The sequence below is a fragment of the Pseudomonas sp. LB3P58 genome, from assembly GCF_054897895.1.
Genome location: NZ_JBUBVE010000001.1, coordinates 2371799 through 2389499 on the forward strand (window position 1 = coordinate 2371799; position 17701 = coordinate 2389499).

Annotated in this window: 21 protein-coding genes; 8 read left to right on the forward strand and 13 right to left on the reverse strand. The window is 60.8% G+C overall.

The window, feature by feature from the left end:
* The first annotated feature begins 238 nt into the window (after positions 1-238).
* On the forward strand, positions 239-544 hold the full coding sequence (locus ACYZTZ_RS11105) for a transposase (protein WP_056742306.1): 306 nt from the start codon (positions 239-241) through the stop codon (positions 542-544).
* On the forward strand, positions 541-1377 hold the full coding sequence (locus tag ACYZTZ_RS11110) for an IS3 family transposase (RefSeq protein ID WP_056742309.1): 837 nt from the start codon (positions 541-543) through the stop codon (positions 1375-1377). The genes ACYZTZ_RS11105 and ACYZTZ_RS11110 overlap by 4 nt, the downstream gene beginning before the upstream one ends.
* 379 nt (positions 1378-1756) lie before the next feature.
* On the opposite strand, the gene ACYZTZ_RS11115 is transcribed toward ACYZTZ_RS11110, so the two are convergent.
* From ACYZTZ_RS11115 to ACYZTZ_RS11165, 11 genes are all read right to left on the reverse strand, one after another.
* The gene (locus ACYZTZ_RS11115) at positions 1757-3250 is read right to left on the reverse strand and encodes a cytochrome D1 domain-containing protein (protein ID WP_461998211.1); all 1494 of its coding nucleotides are present in this window, start codon (positions 3248-3250) and stop codon (positions 1757-1759) included.
* On the reverse strand, positions 3247-4086 hold the full coding sequence (gene cobA / locus ACYZTZ_RS11120) for a uroporphyrinogen-III C-methyltransferase (RefSeq protein ID WP_461998212.1): 840 nt from the start codon (positions 4084-4086) through the stop codon (positions 3247-3249). The genes ACYZTZ_RS11115 and cobA overlap by 4 nt, the downstream gene beginning before the upstream one ends.
* A gap of 70 nt (positions 4087-4156) precedes the next feature.
* Positions 4157-5335 (reverse strand): heme d1 biosynthesis radical SAM protein NirJ, encoded by a 1179-nt coding sequence (nirJ, locus tag ACYZTZ_RS11125; protein ID WP_461998213.1) that lies wholly within the window; start codon positions 5333-5335, stop codon positions 4157-4159.
* 26 nt (positions 5336-5361) lie between these two features.
* Entirely contained in the window at positions 5362-5865 is a 504-nt protein-coding gene (ahbB, locus tag ACYZTZ_RS11130; protein WP_461998214.1) for a siroheme decarboxylase subunit beta, read from the reverse strand.
* Positions 5840-6283: an Lrp/AsnC family transcriptional regulator gene (locus tag ACYZTZ_RS11135; RefSeq protein WP_461998215.1), complete on the reverse strand. Its 444-nt coding sequence runs from the start codon at positions 6281-6283 to the stop codon at positions 5840-5842. The genes ahbB (ACYZTZ_RS11130) and ACYZTZ_RS11135 overlap by 26 nt, the downstream gene beginning before the upstream one ends.
* Positions 6276-6791, reverse strand: coding sequence for a siroheme decarboxylase subunit beta (gene ahbB / locus ACYZTZ_RS11140; RefSeq protein ID WP_461998216.1), 516 nt, complete (start codon positions 6789-6791; stop codon positions 6276-6278). Before ahbB (ACYZTZ_RS11140) ends, ACYZTZ_RS11135 begins: the two co-directional genes overlap by 8 nt.
* The gene (locus ACYZTZ_RS11145) at positions 6788-7246 is read right to left on the reverse strand and encodes an Lrp/AsnC family transcriptional regulator (RefSeq protein ID WP_461998217.1); all 459 of its coding nucleotides are present in this window, start codon (positions 7244-7246) and stop codon (positions 6788-6790) included. The genes ahbB (ACYZTZ_RS11140) and ACYZTZ_RS11145 overlap by 4 nt, the downstream gene beginning before the upstream one ends.
* 1 nt (position 7247) lies before the next feature.
* Positions 7248-8426 carry a cytochrome D1 domain-containing protein gene (locus ACYZTZ_RS11150; RefSeq protein WP_461998218.1) on the reverse strand — a complete coding sequence of 393 codons (1179 nt, stop codon included), beginning with the start codon at positions 8424-8426 and terminating at the stop codon, positions 7248-7250.
* A complete protein-coding gene (locus tag ACYZTZ_RS11155) occupies positions 8423-8749 on the reverse strand; it encodes a c-type cytochrome (protein ID WP_461998219.1) in 327 nt (108 codons plus the stop codon). Before ACYZTZ_RS11155 ends, ACYZTZ_RS11150 begins: the two co-directional genes overlap by 4 nt.
* A gap of 16 nt (positions 8750-8765) precedes the next feature.
* The gene (locus tag ACYZTZ_RS11160; RefSeq protein WP_056739447.1) at positions 8766-9080 is read right to left on the reverse strand and encodes a c-type cytochrome; all 315 of its coding nucleotides are present in this window, start codon (positions 9078-9080) and stop codon (positions 8766-8768) included.
* A 24-nt stretch (positions 9081-9104) separates the two neighbouring features.
* Positions 9105-10793, reverse strand: a complete 1689-nt coding sequence (locus ACYZTZ_RS11165; RefSeq protein WP_461998220.1) for a cytochrome D1 domain-containing protein — start codon at positions 10791-10793, stop codon at positions 9105-9107.
* Positions 10794-10992: 199 nt separating this feature from the next.
* On the opposite strand from ACYZTZ_RS11165, the gene ACYZTZ_RS11170 reads away from it, so the two are divergent.
* The 6 genes from ACYZTZ_RS11170 (at position 10993) to ACYZTZ_RS11195 (ending at position 16674) form a co-directional block, all read left to right on the forward strand.
* A complete protein-coding gene (locus ACYZTZ_RS11170) occupies positions 10993-11796 on the forward strand; it encodes a CbbQ/NirQ/NorQ/GpvN family protein (RefSeq protein ID WP_046046542.1) in 804 nt (267 codons plus the stop codon).
* Complete coding sequence (locus ACYZTZ_RS11175) at positions 11780-12367, forward strand: cytochrome c oxidase subunit 3 family protein (protein ID WP_192408277.1); 588 nt, start codon at positions 11780-11782, stop codon at positions 12365-12367. Before ACYZTZ_RS11170 ends, ACYZTZ_RS11175 begins: the two co-directional genes overlap by 17 nt.
* Before the next feature lie 10 nt (positions 12368-12377).
* Positions 12378-12635: a cytochrome C oxidase subunit IV family protein gene (locus ACYZTZ_RS11180; protein ID WP_461998221.1), complete on the forward strand. Its 258-nt coding sequence runs from the start codon at positions 12378-12380 to the stop codon at positions 12633-12635.
* Positions 12636-12881: 246 nt separating this feature from the next.
* A complete protein-coding gene (locus ACYZTZ_RS11185; RefSeq protein WP_033062194.1) occupies positions 12882-13322 on the forward strand; it encodes a c-type cytochrome in 441 nt (146 codons plus the stop codon).
* 3 nt (positions 13323-13325) lie between these two features.
* The gene (locus tag ACYZTZ_RS11190; protein WP_056739455.1) at positions 13326-14753 is read left to right on the forward strand and encodes a cbb3-type cytochrome c oxidase subunit I; all 1428 of its coding nucleotides are present in this window, start codon (positions 13326-13328) and stop codon (positions 14751-14753) included.
* 79 nt (positions 14754-14832) lie between these two features.
* Positions 14833-16674 (forward strand): nitric oxide reductase activation protein NorD, encoded by a 1842-nt coding sequence (locus tag ACYZTZ_RS11195; RefSeq protein WP_461998222.1) that lies wholly within the window; start codon positions 14833-14835, stop codon positions 16672-16674.
* A gap of 23 nt (positions 16675-16697) precedes the next feature.
* Here ACYZTZ_RS11195 and ACYZTZ_RS11200 read toward each other — a convergent pair whose 3' ends face one another.
* Together ACYZTZ_RS11200 and ACYZTZ_RS11205 are read right to left on the reverse strand one after the other, a co-directional pair.
* A complete protein-coding gene (locus ACYZTZ_RS11200; RefSeq protein ID WP_461998223.1) occupies positions 16698-16898 on the reverse strand; it encodes a protein DnrP in 201 nt (66 codons plus the stop codon).
* A complete protein-coding gene (locus ACYZTZ_RS11205; protein ID WP_046046537.1) occupies positions 16895-17578 on the reverse strand; it encodes a Crp/Fnr family transcriptional regulator in 684 nt (227 codons plus the stop codon). Before ACYZTZ_RS11205 ends, ACYZTZ_RS11200 begins: the two co-directional genes overlap by 4 nt.
* Positions 17579-17701: the final 123 nt, after the last annotated feature.

Sequence of the window (17701 nt, forward strand, 5' to 3'; positions counted from 1 at the left end):
CGCTTTGAAGAGACAGGCCGGCCTGATAGCCGAGCTGATGTCTGTCAAGGTCATCGGCGGTGGACACCTATGACATGCCCGCCAAAAATCCAACTGTGGGAGCGAGCCTGCTCGCGAAGGCGGGCTTACATTCAACATTGATGTCGACTGACAGGGCCTCATCGCGAGCAGGCTGAACTGGCCTAATAATTCCGGACACCTCTTAAGGGCGATATGATTTCGCCAACTTGGAGGCTCCATGAACGAAAGAAAGGTCTATTCGCGCGAGTTCAAACTGCGTGCTGCCAGCATGGTACTTGATGATGATTGTCCCGTTCCAGACGTCTGCGCGTCGTTGGACATTGGGCCTACCGCTTTGCGGCGGTGGGTCGAACAGGTTCGTAAGGAGCGCGAAGGCCAGCCGGTAAAAGGCACCAAAGCGATTACCGAAGATCAGCGTCAGATTCAGGAGCTGAAGGCCAAAATCAAGCAAATGGAGTTGGAGGCCGAGATCTTAAAAAAGGCTACCGCGCTCTTGATGTCGGATCCCGCTCGTTTTCGATGATAGCGGAGCTGAGAGCGTCGTATCCGACCGCCACGCTGTGTCGTGTTTTCAACGTCAAGCGCAGTAGCTTCTATGAATGGATTCAGCGGCGCTCCCGCCCCAAAATCAGGCGTGAAGAGCTTATGGCTCAGGTGGTCAACCTACACGCTGAGAGCCGCGAAAGTATGGGCTCCAGAATGATCTCCAAACGCCTGAAGGCCGAGCATTTTCCAGTAGGAAGAAGCCTCGCTGCGTCGCTGATGAAGGAAGCCAACATTGTCAGCAAACAGCGCCGACCGCATCCATTCAGATCCAAGGGGGTCGAAGCCTTTGTTGCGCCTAATCGACTCGAACGTAACTTCAGGCCGGCGGCCATCAACCAGGTCTGGTGTGGCGATGTAACCAGTCTTTTAGTGGGAAAACGCTGGTGCCACCTGGCAATCGTGATCGACTTGTTTGCGCGGCGTGTCATTGGCTGGGCGTTTTCCCTGATCAATGATGCCAACTTGGTCAGCAAAGCACTGCGCATGGCAGCAGACCTTCGACAAGGTGCGCCAGGGCTGATGTTCCATTCTGATCAGGGCTGCCAATACACGAGCCGCAAGTTTCAAGGGGAGTTGGAGCGATATGGCATATTGCAGAGCATGAGCCATCGTGGGCAATGTTGGGACAACGCACCGACGGAGAGGTTTTTCGGAACGCTGAAGTCGGAATGGGTACCTCGCAAAGGCTACGGCAGCACCGAAGAAGCACAAACCGACATGGTTCGCTTCTTCATGTACTACAACCGCACTAGGCTCCACAGCTACAACAACTACCTGTCGCCAATAGCTATGGAGCAAAAAGCGGCATAAACACCGTAACCGGTGTCCGGATTTGCTTGACCAGTTCAGGCTCGCTCCCACAGGGGAAATGCGTACGCTTGAAGAGACAGGCCGGCCGGTAGGCCGCCTCGCGGTGTTTTTTTGCGGTGCCCGCCCCATCGAGAGGCCGAGTGGAGGTTCTGCGCAGTGGGCAACCCGGCATGGATGCCGGGTTAGCCGCCCCCGGCCATGGATGGCCGATGGCGGCGGGCCCACGGAGCAGGACCGGAGCGAGGGCATGCCGAGCCTGGGCGAGGCACCGAACGAAAGGGGCAAGAGCGTTTGGTTACTTTGTGCTTTTCAAAGTGACTCGCTGTAAAAGCGAAACCAATAGAAGCCGTTACCGCAGCAACGGATATACACCCAAAACCTAATGCGAAGTCCCCTCAGCAAATTCGATTTTGTTCCCCACGTTGTACTTGCCCGAAGGCTTGTTCATCGGAATACGTTTGATCTCCTTGAGGGAGTTGCTGTCGTAAACAATCAGCGCACCGTCGGTGGCCCAAATGCTCAGCAGCAGATAACGGCCATCTCGTGTGAACTCAACATGAGCGGCAGTTTTCCCGGGCATCGGACGCAAGGTGTGGGCAATCTCCAGCGTCTGCTTGTCAATCAGGTGGATCGCATCGTTGTCCGGCCCAAAGAACACATCGCTCCAGGCATACCGCGAGTTGACGTGACTGCGCATGAAAAACCCGGGCCCCAGGGTCGGGATTTCCTTGATCAGTTTCCAGGTCTTGAAGTCGATGACCGAGATCAACCCCTTGCTGATATTCGGCGTGGCGAACACCCACTCACCGTTACGTTTCCAATAGGTCCCCGAGCCCAAATGCGGCATGCCTGGCAGCGGGATGTCGGTGACCACCTTGCCGCTGTCGAGGTCGATCACCTGACCGCCCTGGGCTTTGCGCGACGTCGCCAGCAGCTGTTTGTAGTCCGGCGAAAAGGAGAAGTCGTCGAGGAAATCCCCGGCAGGAATCCGCCGTGGTTCGAAATTCGGTGTGCCAACCCAGGACAGTTCCCAGACTTCCTTCACGTCCTTGAGCGCCACGATGAAACTGTCGCGCGGCGGGGCGGAGTAGACCGCGCTGACCCGTGACGCGGTGCCGTTCTGACCGATCGTGGGAATGGTTTTGACCAGCGACAGATCGCGGGCATCGAGCACCACCACGTTGCCGGGCAAATAGTTGCCCACCAACACCCAGCGTCCATCCTTGCTCACCGCCAGGTTGCGGGTGTTGAGACCCGCGCGAACCTCGGCGATCAGTTTCAGGTTGTGCAAGTCATACAGGCTGATCCAGCCGTCACGGGAGGCGAAGTAGACGAAGCGTCCGTCCGGCGAGAACTTCGGTCCGCCATGCACGGCGAAGTGCGAAGCAAACCGCGCCAGCACCTCAAAGCGGTCACCGTCGAGGATGTCGATGTGATGGTCGCCGGCTTCCACCACCACGAACAGGTTCAGCGGATCGGCGCCATGCTGGGGCGTGGTTGGCAATTTGCTGAGGTCCGCGAGCATCGAGTGACTGCCGAGAATGTCGTCATTGCTCCAGGTGGGCGGGGTGGCGGGCGGTTGCTGAAGGTAATCCACCAGCGCGTCGATCTGCGCGGGGTTGAACACGTTGACATAGCCGGCCATCTGGCTCGCGGGGCGGCCGTTCTGAATCACGCTGCGGATTTCATCGGGTTTGATCCGGCTGAGACTCTCCGGCAACAACGCCGGCCCCGCACCGCCGAGACGGTTAATGCCATGACAACTCTGGCAATGCTGCTGATAGTTTTCCGCGGCGTGTTCAAGTGCCGGATTCGTAGCGCCGGCATGGGCCGCGCCGACCCATAACAAGGGGGCAAGGATCAGACGCCTCATATCGCCACCTTGGCATGGCGCTGCAGCGCTTGGGCCGGGTAAAGCCGCGCCGGGTATTCCAGCTGTTCGGCGGCGAACAGATCGACCACCGTGCCGATCACCGTCAGCGTCGGAATGCCCGGTGGACAATCCAGTGCCAGGGTTGGCAATTGGTGCAGCTTGCCACGGGCGACGTGCTGGTCGGGACGCGTGCCGTTGCTGATCAGCGCCGCCGGCGTATCGGCCGACAGCCCGGCTTCGATCAAGCGTTGAGCGATGATCCCCAGGTTCGACAAGCCCATGTAAAACACCAAGGTCTGGCTACTGTCGGCGAGGCTGCTCCAGGGCAGCGACAACTCGCCATCGCGTTGCAAATGGCCGGTGATGAACCGGCAGGAATTGACCAGGTCGCGGTGGGTCAACGGTATGCCCGCGTAGGCGCTGCAGCCGGACGCGGCGGTAATGCCCGGGACCACCTGGCAGTCGATGCCGCGTTGCAGCAGGTACTCCAGCTCCTCGGCGCCGCGACCAAAAATGAACGGGTCGCCGCCCTTGAGCCGGACCACACGCTGCCCTTGATCGGCAAGGTCGGCCAGCAGTTCGTTGATCTGTTCCTGGGGCAGGCTGTGGCAGCCGCTGGCCTTGCCGACGTAATGGCGGGCGCAGGTGAGAGGGATCAACGACAGTAGCTCGGGGCTGATCAGTCGGTCATAGACCACGGCGTCGGCCTGCATCAACAGGCTCCAGGCGCGCAGGGTCAGCAGGCGTGGATCGCCGGGGCCGGCGCCGACCAGGGCAACTTCGCCCGGCCGGAACGGGGACTCAAGTGTGGCCGGTATAGCAATTGATGGAGGCATGGGACGTCCTTGGTGCTTCATCAGGTTGGCCGGCCCCAACCTTTGTCAGGTGGTTGGCCGGACGGGCTATTCAGTGGGTGATGCAAGGGATGTTTACTGACGGCGGAATTCCGATTTCGTCATCGCTGAGGTGGCAACCGGGGTCCTGGCCCCACAAATCCCCCTCGGCCCAGGCGCGTGTTCGGGTGTTGCCGTTGCAGATGGGCAACCAGCGGCATTGCGCGCAACGGCCACCGACGGCGCGGGGATGTTCACGCAGGCGCGATAGCAGGGCATCCGGCTGATCCAGCCACAACGTGCGGAACGGCGTGCGCCGGACGTTGCCCACCGAGTGCTGCCACCAGTAGGTGTCCGGGTGCACTTCGCCGGTGTTGTCGATGTTGGCAATGCCGCTGCCCGATGCGTTGCCACCCCATGCGCGAAGCATTTTTTCCAGTCGTGGGTAATGCTCAGGCAGACGAAGGCTTGCCCATTGCAGCAGGAGAATGGCGTCGGCATCGTTGTTGCCGCTGACAAAATCGCTGTCGCGGCCCTGTTGGATGTCTACCCAGGCGCGCTCGAAGATCAACGTCATGGCCTCGCGGCTCATTTGCTGGTGCGCATCGAGTTTGCGACTGCGTTTACCGCGACCGCTGTAGTTGAGGTGCGACAGATAGAACTTTTGCACGTCGTACTCGCGCATCAGCGCCAGCAGTTGGGGCAGTTGTTGATGGTTCTGCTGGGTCAGGGTGGTGCGCAGCCCGACGCGAATGCCCTGCTCGCGACAGAGCCGGATCGCCTGCATGGAACGGGCAAAGCTGCCCTTGAGTTGGCGGAAGGCGTCATGGGTGGCTTCCAGGCCATCGATGCTGATCCCGACGTAGTCGAAATTCGCCGCGCTGATCTGCGCGATGTTCTGCTCATCGATCAGCGTGCCGTTGGTGGACAAGGCGACAAAGAAACCCTTGGTCCGGGCATAGGCGCTGAGCACAAACAGATCCTCGCGCAACAACGGTTCGCCACCGGAAAGAATCAACACCTTGACGCCGGCATCGTGCAGATCGTCAATCACGGTCAGCGCGGCGGCCGTATCCAGTTCGTCGCGAAAGACACTGTCGGCCGAGGTGGCGTAGCAGTGTTTGCAGGTCAGGTTGCAGCGCCTGAGCAGGTTCCAGATCACCACCGGCGCCCGATTGCTGCCCGGTGGACTGGTTCTGGGCGCAGGCGCCTGGCCGGCCAGTGCACGCAGGTATTGGCTGATCCTCAACATGCCACTCTCCTTGAGTCAGGGTGTGTTCAGCGCGAAGCGGGCGACAGGCGCAAGCCGGTTTTCTTCAGGATGCGGCTGCTCACCAGCATTTCGTCGGCCCCACAGGCGTCGCCCAGCAAGTAGCGCAGGTGCTCGCGGTAGTTGTTGATTTCATCGCTGCTGCGGCCATGCACCATGGCGAACAGGTTGTAGCGCCAGTCGGTTCGGCGCGGACGGCGATAGCAGTGGCTGACGAAGGGTTGCGCGCCGATCAGTGCGCCGAGGCGCGGCATGTCGGTGTCGCGCACATCCCAGACCGTCATGCCGTTGTGGCGATAGCCCAGTCGGTAGTGATTGGGCACGGCGGCAATCCGCCGAATCGCGCCCTCGGCTTGCAAGCGCTTGAGCAGATCCAGGGTGGCTTCGATGTTCAGCCCCAGCTGTTCGGCGAGCCACGCCCACGGATCGTCCAGCAGCGGCAGACCGGCCTGGGTCAACACGATCAGGCGCTGGACGAGGGTGTCTTCAGGCCGGGAAATACAGACCGACATGGTAGGTCTCCACTTTGGGCAGGTTGAGCAGCGGCAATCCGGTGAGGGTTTCGATGTGGTGCAGGGTCTCGGTCAGGTCATGTTCAGTTGCGCAGGCGAGCACGAACCACATGTTCCAGGCGTGCTCGCGTCGGTAGTTGTGCGCCACTTCCGGTAGGCCCTGCAGTTGCTCGGCGACGTCTTCAAAACGTTCTTCCGGGACCGCCAGCGCGGCGAGGGTGAAGGCACCGCCCAGCCGTTCGATGTCGAACATCGGGCCGAAGCGTGTGAGCACGCCGTCATCGAGCAGGGCATGCAGTCGGCCGAGCAGTTCAGTGCTGCTGGTCTCCAGTTCGTTCGCCAATACCCGCCAAGGGTGGCGCACCAGCGGCAGGCCCAGTTGCAAGCGGTTGATCAGGCGACGGTCGAGGTCATCCATGGGTCGGTGCTCCTGTGCGCGAGGGCGCAAAGCGTCCGCCGCACTGTTTGAAGACCTGGGTGCTGAACAGCAATTGATGGGGCAGGTCGCTCAGCAGATGCTCTTCCAGCAACGTCTGGATCTGCGCCTCGACTTGGTCACGTTGACGCCCGTGCACCATGCAAAACAGGTTGTACCGCCACTGCGGCAAGCGCCGGGGCCGCTGATAGCAGAGGTTAATGCCGGGTGCTCGCCCCAGGCGCTGGCCGACTTCGTCGATCAGCGCGTCGGGAATGTCCAGCACCAGCATGGCGTTGGCGGTATAGCCCAGCGCGCGATGGTGCAGCACCAGGCCAATACGGCGGAACAGCCCTTGCTCGCTCCACTGGCGCATCTGTTCGAGCACCTGGTTTTCGTCGGTGTTTATTCGTTCGGCGAGTTCCTGATAGGGGCGCGGTACCAGCGGCAATCCGCCTTCGAGGTGCCGGCGCAGCGCCAGCGCTTGTTGGGGGCTCAATCCGGGCTTCATGAGTTTTCTCCCAGGGCAAAGCCGAGGTCGATGCGGTAGGCGGTCAACATCGGCAGGTCCAGCGGCATGAGGCCGGTGTCGTTCTCCAGTTCTTTGAGCACGCGGTCAATGTGTTGGCGATCAGGGGCGGTCAGCACAAACCACAGGTTGTAGAAATGCTCCCGTGCGTAGTTGTGATTGACCTCCGGGTACTGACTGACGCGATCGGCCACCTGTTGCAGGCGTTCGGCGGGCACGGCGAGGGCGGCGAGGGTGCTGGCCCCGGCGCGGCTGTGTTCGAACACCGGGCCGATGCGTGAGAGGGTGCCGGCCTGATCCATTTCTTCCAGGCAGGCCATTACTTGCGATTCGCGGCACCCGAGAATCCGCGCCATCTCCTTGTACGGTGACGGGCACAGCGGCATGCCGTGCTGGAAGCGGTCGATGAGTTGGCGGCTGAGCAGCTCAAGGTTCATTTCAATACCCCATTTTCTGCGCGCGACTGCTGAAGAAGATGCCGCTTGGCGCACTGGCGGGCAGGGTGCTCAGCAGCTTCAGGCTGTACGGATCCCAGACTTGCACCTGATTGCCGTCGCGTAACGACAGCCACAACTGGTCGCCGCGTGCGGTGAATTCCATGTGCAGCACCGCCGGCCCCGGTTTCAGATCCGCGACCACAGCATGGGTTTCGGTGTCGATGACCTGAACCCGATCGTTGTCCGGGTAGGCGAAATTGACCCACAGCTGCCGACCGTCCGGACGCGAGGTGACGAACACTGGTTGACCGGCCACAGGGATCACCGCGGTCTGTTTCCAGGTGCGCGAATCCATCACCAACACCTGATGACGGCCAACGGCGGGCACAAAGGCCTGGTTATCGGCGACGGCCCAGCCTTCCAGGTGCGGCATCTTGTAGACCGGGAGTTTCGCCTGGCCGCGTCCGTAATCGCCGAGTACCCGCTGCACCCCGCGCTCTGGATGCCAGAGATCGAGTTGGGCCATGCCGTCTTCACCGAACAGGCCGGCCATGTAATAGCGCCCATCGGGAGTTATCAGGGCGTCGTAGGGTTGATGGCCGATGTCGGTGAAACGGCTGATTTGCGGTGTGCCGCCCTGACTGAAATCGGCGGTCCAGATCTCGCCGGTATCGAACAGGCTGAACACAAAACGTTGCCCCGGCGCGTCGACCAGACCGACCACCCGAGAGCGCTTGCTGCCATCGGCCAGGGGCGTGGCCGGAATATCGGCCACCAGTTGCAGGGTGTCGGCATCGAACACCTTGACCCCGCCGGGCACGTAGTTGGACACCGCGATCAACTTGCCGTCCTGACTGATGGCGCCGCCAATGCTGTTGCCGCCCTGGATGACGCGATGGTCGATACGCCGGGTCAGCAAATCGATTTTGCTCAACCCGCCGTCGCGGCCGAATACATAGGCGTAGCGCTGGTCACGTGAGAACACCACCGAGGCATGGGACAGGTCGCCGAAACCCTCGAGTCGGGCCAGCGCGGTGCGGGTGTCGCTTTCGATGATTTGCACGCTGCCGGTGGCGCGCTCCACGACCACGCCCAAGTCGCCAGTGCCGCGCAACGGTGGCTGAACGCAAGCGGACAACAACAGCCCGGTCGCCGCTGACAGCAGGATTGAACGGATCATGGTGCGGGATATCCCTGGAGAAGAAGATCGACCAGCCAACGGATGTCACCGGGGCTGAGCAACGGAGCCCAACCGGGCATCGCGGTGCCGGGCCGGCCTTGGGCGACGGTGGCAATCAGGCTGTCCCGTGATTTGCCGGCCAGCGCTGCGCGCGTCAGTTCGGGGCCCAGCCCGCCGGTCAGGTGCAGCCCATGGCAGGCGCCGCAGTCCTGGGTCAGCAGGTGTTCGAGTTGCGCCTGACGCTGGGCGTCAGGCGCCGCAACCGCGGTTGCGCAAATGAGGAGGAGGGCCGCCAGAATCACAGCGTGTCGATAAACCATCATGACGCCCTCCAGGCGGTTATTTGAGTGTCAGTACCCAGGTCGCGAGAATTTTTGCTTCTTCTTCAGTCACCGGGTTGGCCGGCATGGGCATCGGGCCCCAATTGCCTTGTGTGCCGTTCTTGATGTGGCCGGCCAGGGTGTCCACGGCCCCGGGTACGCCAGCGTTCTTGGCCGCCACATCCTTGAGCGCCGGGCCGACAATCTTGGTGTCGATGGAATGACAGGCAGCGCAGGGTTTGCTCTTGAACAGCTCCAGCGCGTCTTGGGCCATGGCCGGCTGCACACTCAGCGCAGCGGTCAGGGCGAACAGTGAGAACAGAGTATTTTTCATGGTGTTTCCTTGCATTGATGGAGCTCAATAGATGTCGTGTTGGGTGTTGTAGACGTTGAACTTCCCGGTGGGTGTGATCAGTCGTTTGTCCTTGATGACTGACTTGAGCTTCAGTGTTTTGTCGTCGATCACCACCAGCGCCGACTCGTCTGCCTGGCCGCTCCACACGGAGAACCAGACTTCATCGCCGGCCTTGTTGAATTCCGGTTGCACGACGCGCATGGCGCCTTGCTTGATGCCCGCGTATTCGGCGATGGGCAGCACGGTGTAGCCGGCATCGAGCTTGTCGATGTCGAATACCGCCACCGATTGGCTGAGCTTGGCGTCTGGGTTGAGGGTGGTGTCGACGTACAGGTGGCGAGAGTTGGGGTGGGTTTTGATAAACAGCGATCCACCGCCCTGGCCCTTGAGCGAGGCGACCTGTTTCCAGGCGTATTGCGGGTGTTTGGTCGGGTCGGTGCCGATCAGCGAGATGCCGTCATCACCCAGGTGGCTGGTGGCCCAGACCGGGCCGTAGGTCGGGTGGTTGAAGTTGGCGCCGCGACCCGGGTGAGGGGTTTTGCCGACGTCCACCAGCGCGGTCAACTTGCGCTCCTTGGAGTCGATCACGGCGACCTTGTTGGAGTTGTTGGCGGCGGTCATGAAGTAGCGGTGCGTGCTGTCCCAACCGCCGTCATGCAGGAAGGGCGCGGCATCGATGTAGGTGACGGTGAGGTTTTTGATGTCCTGGTAATTGACCAGCATCACCTTGCCGGTTTCCTTGACGTTGACGATGAACTCCGGCCATTCGTGGGAGGCGATGATCGCCGCGACCCGGGGTTCCGGGTGATATTCCTGCTTGTCGACGGTCATGCCGCGGGTCGAAACGATCTGCTTCGGCTCCAGGGTTTCGCCATCCATGATGGTGAACTGCGGCGGCCAATAAGAACCGGCGATGGTGTATTTGTCTTCGTAGCCCTTGAACTTGGAGGTCTCGACCGAGCGTGCCTCGATGCCCACTTTGACTTCGGCGACCTTGGTCGGCTCCACCGGCCACAGGTCGATCATGTCGATCCGCGCGTCCCGGCCAATCACCAGCAGGTAACGGCCCGAAGCCGATATGCGTGAGATGTGCACGGCATAACCGGTCTCGATCAGTTTGACGATCTTCTTGCTGTCACCGTCGATCAGGGCGATCTTGCCGTCATCGCGCAACGTCACCGAAAACAGGTTCGGCAGGTTGAGTTTGCTCAGCTGCTTCTTCGGACGGTCCTCGGGTTTGACCAGCACTTTCCAGGTTTTCAGCGTCTCGGCCATGCCCCATTCCGGCGGCGTCGGCGGCGTGTGCTGAATGAACTTGGCCATGACCGTGATCTGATCCTTGGTCAGCGCATTGGACGTCCCCCAGTTCGGCATGCCCGCCGGTGAACCGTAGGTAATCAAGGCCTCCAGATACGGTTGCCCGCGGCTCTGGGTAATGTCCGGTGTCAGCGGTTTGCCCGTGGCCCCTTTGCGCAAAACGCCGTGGCAGCCTGCGCAGCGCTGGAAGTAGATTTCCTTGGATGAGTCGAACTCGGCCTGGCTCATGTCGGGAGCGCCGACGGTTTTGACCATGGGCGGGGTGGCCGCGGCGGCGGGCTCTTCAGCGCTGGCGGCATGACTCACCGCCAGGGTCAGTGCCGAACACAACGTGGTGAGCGTCAGGGCAAACGTTTTTCTATTGCTGATCAGCATTCCATTTCTCCTCAGGCAAGACCTTTGCGATGTGCTGAAACGGCAGCGCAGAACGCAGGTTCTTAGTGCCGTGCAAGGCTATGCCCGAGCAGGCCAATGTTCGCTTGACGACGATCAAGTTTGCCGGCCATCTCACTTGCCAGGTTGTCGCAGGGGCCCGTAGCGTGTTCCTTGAATCCGCTTTTGGAACAGGCAGCCCATGGACCGTACCCAGTCTTGCGAACACCCGATCGAACCCTTCTACCAACCGCTGAATAATGAGGAGGCGCTGTTCGAACAAGCCTGGCGACACGGCATGCCGGTGCTGATCAAAGGCCCGACGGGGTGCGGCAAGACCCGTTTCGTCCAGCACATGGCTCATCGGCTGAAACTGCCGTTGTACACCGTGGCGTGTCATGACGATCTGAGTGCAGCCGACCTGATCGGTCGTCACCTGATCGGTGCCCAGGGCACCTGGTGGCAGGACGGACCGCTGACCCGCGCGGTGCGTGAAGGCGGCATCTGTTACCTCGACGAAGTGGTCGAGGCGCGTCAGGACACCGTGGTGGTGTTGCATCCACTGGCCGATGATCGTCGGGAGCTGTTCCTGGAACGCACCGGCGAAGTGCTGAAGGCGCCGCCGTCCTTCATGCTCGTGGTGTCTTACAACCCCGGCTACCAGAACCTGCTCAAAGGCATGAAACCCAGCACCCGCCAACGCTTTGTGGCGATGCGCTTTGGCTATCCGCCGGTGGCCGATGAGGAACGCATCGTTGCCCGGGAGGCTCAGGTGGACAGCGCGCTGGCGGCGCAAGTAGTGCGGTTGGGCCAGGCGCTGCGCCGGCTCGATCAACATGATCTGGAGGAGGTCGCCTCAACGCGGCTGCTGATTTTCACGGCGCGGATGATCCGCTCCGGCATGAGCCCCCGTGAGGCCTGCATGGCCTGCCTGGCCGAGCCGCTGAGTGATGATCCGCTGACCGTTGCGGCGCTGATGGACGTGGTTGATGTCCACTTCGGCTGAGTCAACGGGCGTTTCGCAACGTCACTTGCCGGGCGATCTGGCGATGTGGTTTTTCATTCTGGCCGAGCTGTCGGTGTTTGCCATCCTGATTTTGGTGTTCGCTGTGACCCAGGCGCTCAAGCCGCAGATGTTCAGTGAAAGCCGTCTGTTGCTGAACACCTCCACCGGGCTGGCGATGACCCTGAGCCTGCTCACCGCGGGCCTGTTCGCCGCGCTGGCACAGGAGCAAGTCAGGCGCTCACGATCCCGTCACGGCGCGGTCTTCCTGCTGATGGCGTTGCTCGCCGCCAGTGTCTACGTGGTGCTGAAACTCACGGAATACCGGCACTTGCTGGCCTCTGGGCTGGGCATGGAGCACAACACGTTTTTCACGTTGTACTGGATTCTTACCGGGTTTCATTTTCTCCATGTAGTGCTCGGCATGGTCATTCTCGGATGGCTGGCCGAGCGCTGTCGCCGTGGCCTGTACGACGCCAACACGCGCAGCGGGTTTGAATCCGGCGTGCTCTATTGGCACATGGTCGATCTGATCTGGGTCATGCTTTTTCCGCTGGTCTACGTGCTGAGTTGACGAGGTTCTCATGACTGTTTCCAGGGTTTTGCTCGTCTGTTGGGCGGCGCTCGCGACGTTAAGTGTGTGCACGGTGGCGCTGGCACAGGTTGGCGCGACATCGCTGCTGTCGATTGCCATCTTGCTGGTGGCGGTGGGCAAGGCCTGGCTGATCACCGACGGCTTCATGGAGATGCGCCATGCGCCGCGACTGTGGCGGCGCTTGATGTTGAGCTGGGCGCTGGTGTTGGCGGCCGTTGTGGGGCTGACACTGATGTCGTTCCGCTGAGGGAATACAGCCCGTAAAACACCGCAACTCAAGTGTGGGAGCGGGCTTGCTCGCGAAGGCGGTGTGTCAGTCGCAATTGATTTGCCTGACACACCGCCTTCGCGAGCAAGCTCGCTCCCACATTGGATCTTCGTCAGCCATACGATCTATACCCGACCAAAACCATCTGACTTTCTTGATCGCCATCAAGCAGGTTTCAACCCTTCGCTTCCTATGATGGACGGGCCTAGCAAAGAGGAAGCGACCATGTCAGACACCTTCACCAAAGGCATGGCCAGGAACATCTACTTCGGGGGAAGCATTTTCTTCTTCCTGATATTCCTGGCTTTGACCTATCACACGGAACAGACCTTTCCAGAGCGCAGCAATGAAGCGCAGCTCACCGAATCAGTGGTGCGCGGCAAGTTGGTCTGGGAACAAAACAATTGCATCGGCTGCCACACGCTGCTGGGCGAGGGCGCCTACTTCGCGCCTGAGCTGGGCAACGTGTTCCAGCGCCGCGGCGGGGAGGCGGGCTTCAAACCCTTTCTGCATGCCTGGATGAAAATGCAGCCACTGGGCGTACCGGGCCGTCGCGCGATGCCTCAGTTCAAGTTGAGTGACCAGGAGGTGGATGACATCGCCGAGTTCCTCAAATGGAGCTCGAAAATCAACACCAATGGCTGGCCGCCAAACAAGGAGGGCTAAGCGATGAGCATTGCTAATCCGCATCTGAAATTCGCCTCGCAAGCCGTGGCCAAACCGTACTTCGTGTTTGCCCTGATCCTGTTTCTCGGTCAGGTGCTGTTCGGTTTGATCATGGGCCTGCAATACGTGATAGGGGACTTTCTGTTCCCGATCATTCCCTTCAACGTGGCGCGGATGGTGCACACCAACCTGCTGATCGTCTGGCTGCTGTTCGGGTTCATGGGCGCCGCCTACTACCTGATTCCGGAAGAGGCCGACCGCGAATTGCACAGTCCGAAACTGGCGATCATCCTGTTTTGGGTATTCGCCGCCGCTGGCGTATTGACGATCCTGGGCTACCTGCTGGTGCCGTATGCCGGCCTGGCCAGACTGACCCACAACGAGCTGCTGCCGACCATGGGCCGGGAGTTCCTCGAGCAGCCGACCATCACCAAGATGGGCATTGTGGTGGTGTGCCTGGGCTTCCTCTACAACATCGGCATGACCCTGCTCAAAGGTCGCAAGACCACCGTCAGCATGGTCATGATGACCGGGCTGATCGGGCTCGCGGTGTTCTTCCTGTTCTCCTTCTATAACCCCGGCAACCTGGCCCGCGACAAGTTCTACTGGTGGTGGGTGGTGCATCTTTGGGTGGAAGGCGTGTGGGAACTGATCATGGGCTCGATGCTGGCCTTCGTCCTGATCAAGATCACCGGTGTGGACCGGGAGGTCGTGGAGAAATGGCTCTACGTGATCATCGCCATGGCGCTGATAACGGGGATCATCGGTACCGGTCACCACTTCTTCTGGATCGGTGCACCCGAGGTCTGGTTGTGGGTCGGTTCAATCTTCTCGGCACTCGAGCCGCTACCGTTCCTGGCCATGGTGATATTCGCCTTCAGCATGGTGAAGAACCGTCGCCGGCAACACCCGAACCGCGCGGCAACCCTGTGGGCCAAGGGAACCGTCGTCACAGCGTTCTTCGGCGCTGGCGTCTGGGGCTTTTTGCATACCCTTGCGCCGGTCAACTTCTACACCCATGGCTCGCAACTGACGGCGGCGCACGGCCACCTGGCTTTCTACGGTGCTTACGCGATGATCGTGATGACCTTGATCAGCTACGCCATGCCACGACTGCGCGGGCTGGGTGAAGCAGGCGATGAGCGCTCGCAGACCCTCGAAATCTGGGGCTTCTGGTTGATGACCCTGTCGATGGTGATGATCACGCTGTTCCTCACCGCTGCCGGTGTCGTTCAGGTCTACTTGCAACGCTGGCAGGTCGATGGCGTCGCATTGCCATTCATGGCCACGGTCGAACATCTGCAGGTGCTGTTCTGGGCCCGTTTTGGCGCCGGTCTTGGTTTCCTGGCGGGACTGCTCTGTTACCTGTTCAGCTTCAAGCAACGTGGCCGCGCAGCGCTGCGCGCCCCGGCTGCCGTTGTTCCTTCATGAGCCGGTGTAACGGCTAGACAAGGTCGGCCCGGCTGATACAGCGGGCCGTTTTTTTGGTTTACAGAAAAGGGCAAATGTCATGGCCTTTACCGTCGAACTGGAAGAGTGGGTTGGCAGCGTCTGGCATCGCTTCATCACCCGGCGCGCCAGCCCGGACTTCCCCGAAGCACGCGTCGAACTGGCCAGCCAGCAACGACCGCTGGCGCTGCTGTTTCGCGCCATGGGTGGCGCCAATGGCGTCGGCGTGGAAGCCGCCAGCGACCGTGATCTGCTGTTGCGGCGCAACGTGCTGCAGCAGATCGCCGGCACCTGCAAGCAAGTGCCTTTGGCGTGGTGCGACGAGACGAACCTGCGTCTGCCGTCGAGCCTGGCGGTGTTTCCTGAAGTCGCACTCAACGAGGAACTCTATCGTTGGCTCGCATTGCTGGCGGCCCAGGCCGGTCAGATGCGGCACTGGGGGCGGGACAATCAACGCTGGACGCAACAGCTGTTGCGGCGCTATCCCGCGTTGCGTGCCCGGTACAAACGTTTGGTCGATGCTCATCTGCAACTACGCCCGGATCCGGCAACATTGAATGCTGGCGAAGCGGCGCTGGAGCGGGCGTTATGCCAGGCGCTACGCGAGCCCGGCAGTGTCGAACATTTTCCCCGCAGCGAACGGGCCGCATGGCCGTTGCCGCTGTGGTTGTACCCGCCAGAAAACCTCGCCAGCCCGCAGGCGGCCGACCTCGGTGACGAGTCGGAAGAGTCGCTGACGACCCCGCCCGGCGAACAGAAAGGCGCAAGCAAACGCGCCAAGCGGATCGATGAAGGCAGCCGCGACGGCGGGTTGTTAATCGTGCGCCTGGAGAACCTGTTCAGCTGGACCGAACACGTCGACCTCGATCGCTGGTCAGACGACAGCGAAGACCCGGACGCCGCCAAAGTCGCCGAGGACCTGGACGAGTTAAGCCTGTCGCGCACCCGTCTGCGCAAGGGCGGCGGCCTCAAGCTGCACCTGGATTTGCCGCCGGCCGATGTCGACGATATTCCCCTGGGCGAGGGCATCAAGTTGCCGGAATGGGACTATCGCAAACAGCAAATGCAGGACGCCTTCGTCAATCTGCAAATGATGGTGCCCCGCGACTGTGAGGCGCAGCCATTGCCACCACGGCTGAAGGCTTCGGCGCACCGTCTGCGCCGCCAGTTCGAGCACCTGCGCAATGACCGCCAATGGTTACGCCAGCAACCCCAAGGGTCTGAACTGGACATGCAGGCCTGGCTGGATTTTCACGTTGAACGCGAGCATGGCCAATGTGCGGAGCGAGGTCTGTTCATGGAACAACGGCAGACGCGCCGCGACCTGGCGTGCCTGTTGCTGGCCGACGTGTCGATGTCCACCGACGCGCATTTGAACGATGAGCATCGGGTGATTGATGTGATCCGCGACAGTTTGCTGCTGTTCGGCGAAACCCTGTCGGTGCTCGGTGATGATTTCGCCCTGTACGGATTTTCCTCGCTGCGTCGTCATCAAGTGCGCATGCAGGAACTCAAGTCCTTCACCCAGCGTTATGACGACAACACCCGTGGTCGCATTCAAGGGCTCAAACCGGGTTATTACACCCGCATGGGCGCCGCCATCCGCCACGCCACCCAACTGCTGGGCAAGAGCAAACGACGCAGTAAGCTGTTGCTGCTTCTGACGGATGGCAAACCGAATGATCTGGATCTGTATGAGGGGCGTTACGGCGTTGAAGACACCCGCGAGGCGGTGCTGGAGGCGCGGCGTCAGGGGTTGACGCCGTTCTGTATCACGATTGACCGCGAGGCCGGGGATTACTTGCCTTATATGTTCGGCGCCAACGGCTACACCTTGATCCGCCAGCCCGAGCAATTACCCCTGCGCTTGCCGCAGTTGTATCGTCAGCTGACCCAGCCTTGAGCCCGGGATCGAGAAACGCAGCATCAACTGATGCTGCGTGGCAGCCAGAAAAACATCGTCACGCAGAAGATCGTCAGGCCGATGCAGAACCACATGAATTGACGCAGCCGGCGTTCCCCCGCCTGTGCAGCCAATGCCGGCAGGGGCATGCCGCATTGGCGGCACTCGGTTTCTTCTGCGGGATTGGCGTGTTGGCAATACAAACAGACGGGCATGGCACTCACTCGAACTGTTCCAGGCGCAAACGATCGAGAATGGCAATCTGGCGGCCGTCCTGGGTGATGATTTTTTCATCGATCAGGCGACGGATGATCCGCGAAAAGGTTTCCGGCTGGATCGACAGATGCCCGGCAATCAGTTGCTTGGCCATCGGCAGTTCGAATTGGCTGTCAACGGTTTGCTGGCGCACCAGTTGCGTCAGCAGATAGCGCACGACCCGGTGGGTGGCGTTTTTCAGGGACAGGGTTTCGATTTCGTTGACCCGTTGGTGCAGGCGAACGCAGAGCTTGCCGAGCAGCGCAAAGGTCAGGCGGCTATTGCTCTGCAGCAGGCGCATGTAGGTGTTGTTGGATAACCGATAGAGCTGAGTCGGGCAGATCGCTTCGGCCGAGGCCACATAGTTCGGGGTGTCCATCAGCATCATCGCCTCGGCGAAGGTTTGCCGATCGCCGATCACCTCAAACACTTTCTCCTGCCCATCCGGTGTCAGGCGGTAGATTTTCACCGCCCCGGCAATCACGAAATAGAACGAGTCTGCCGGCTCGCCCTGGCGGAACAACGGTTCGCCCTTGTCGATGCTGAGCAAGTGGCTGGTACTCATCAATTCATCCAGCTGTTCTTCGTTCAACGGCTCGAACAAGTGATGACTGCGCAGAATCTGGTGATGGACGCGATGAAGCACCATAAGAATTCATCCTGAAGATTGAGGAGGGGGTGGCGATCAAGTCAAACGAGGCCCAGCGAGACGCCGCTGGCCAACGCCAGAACCGAGGTCAACACCACAAACCAGGCCAGTGGCTGGATGACT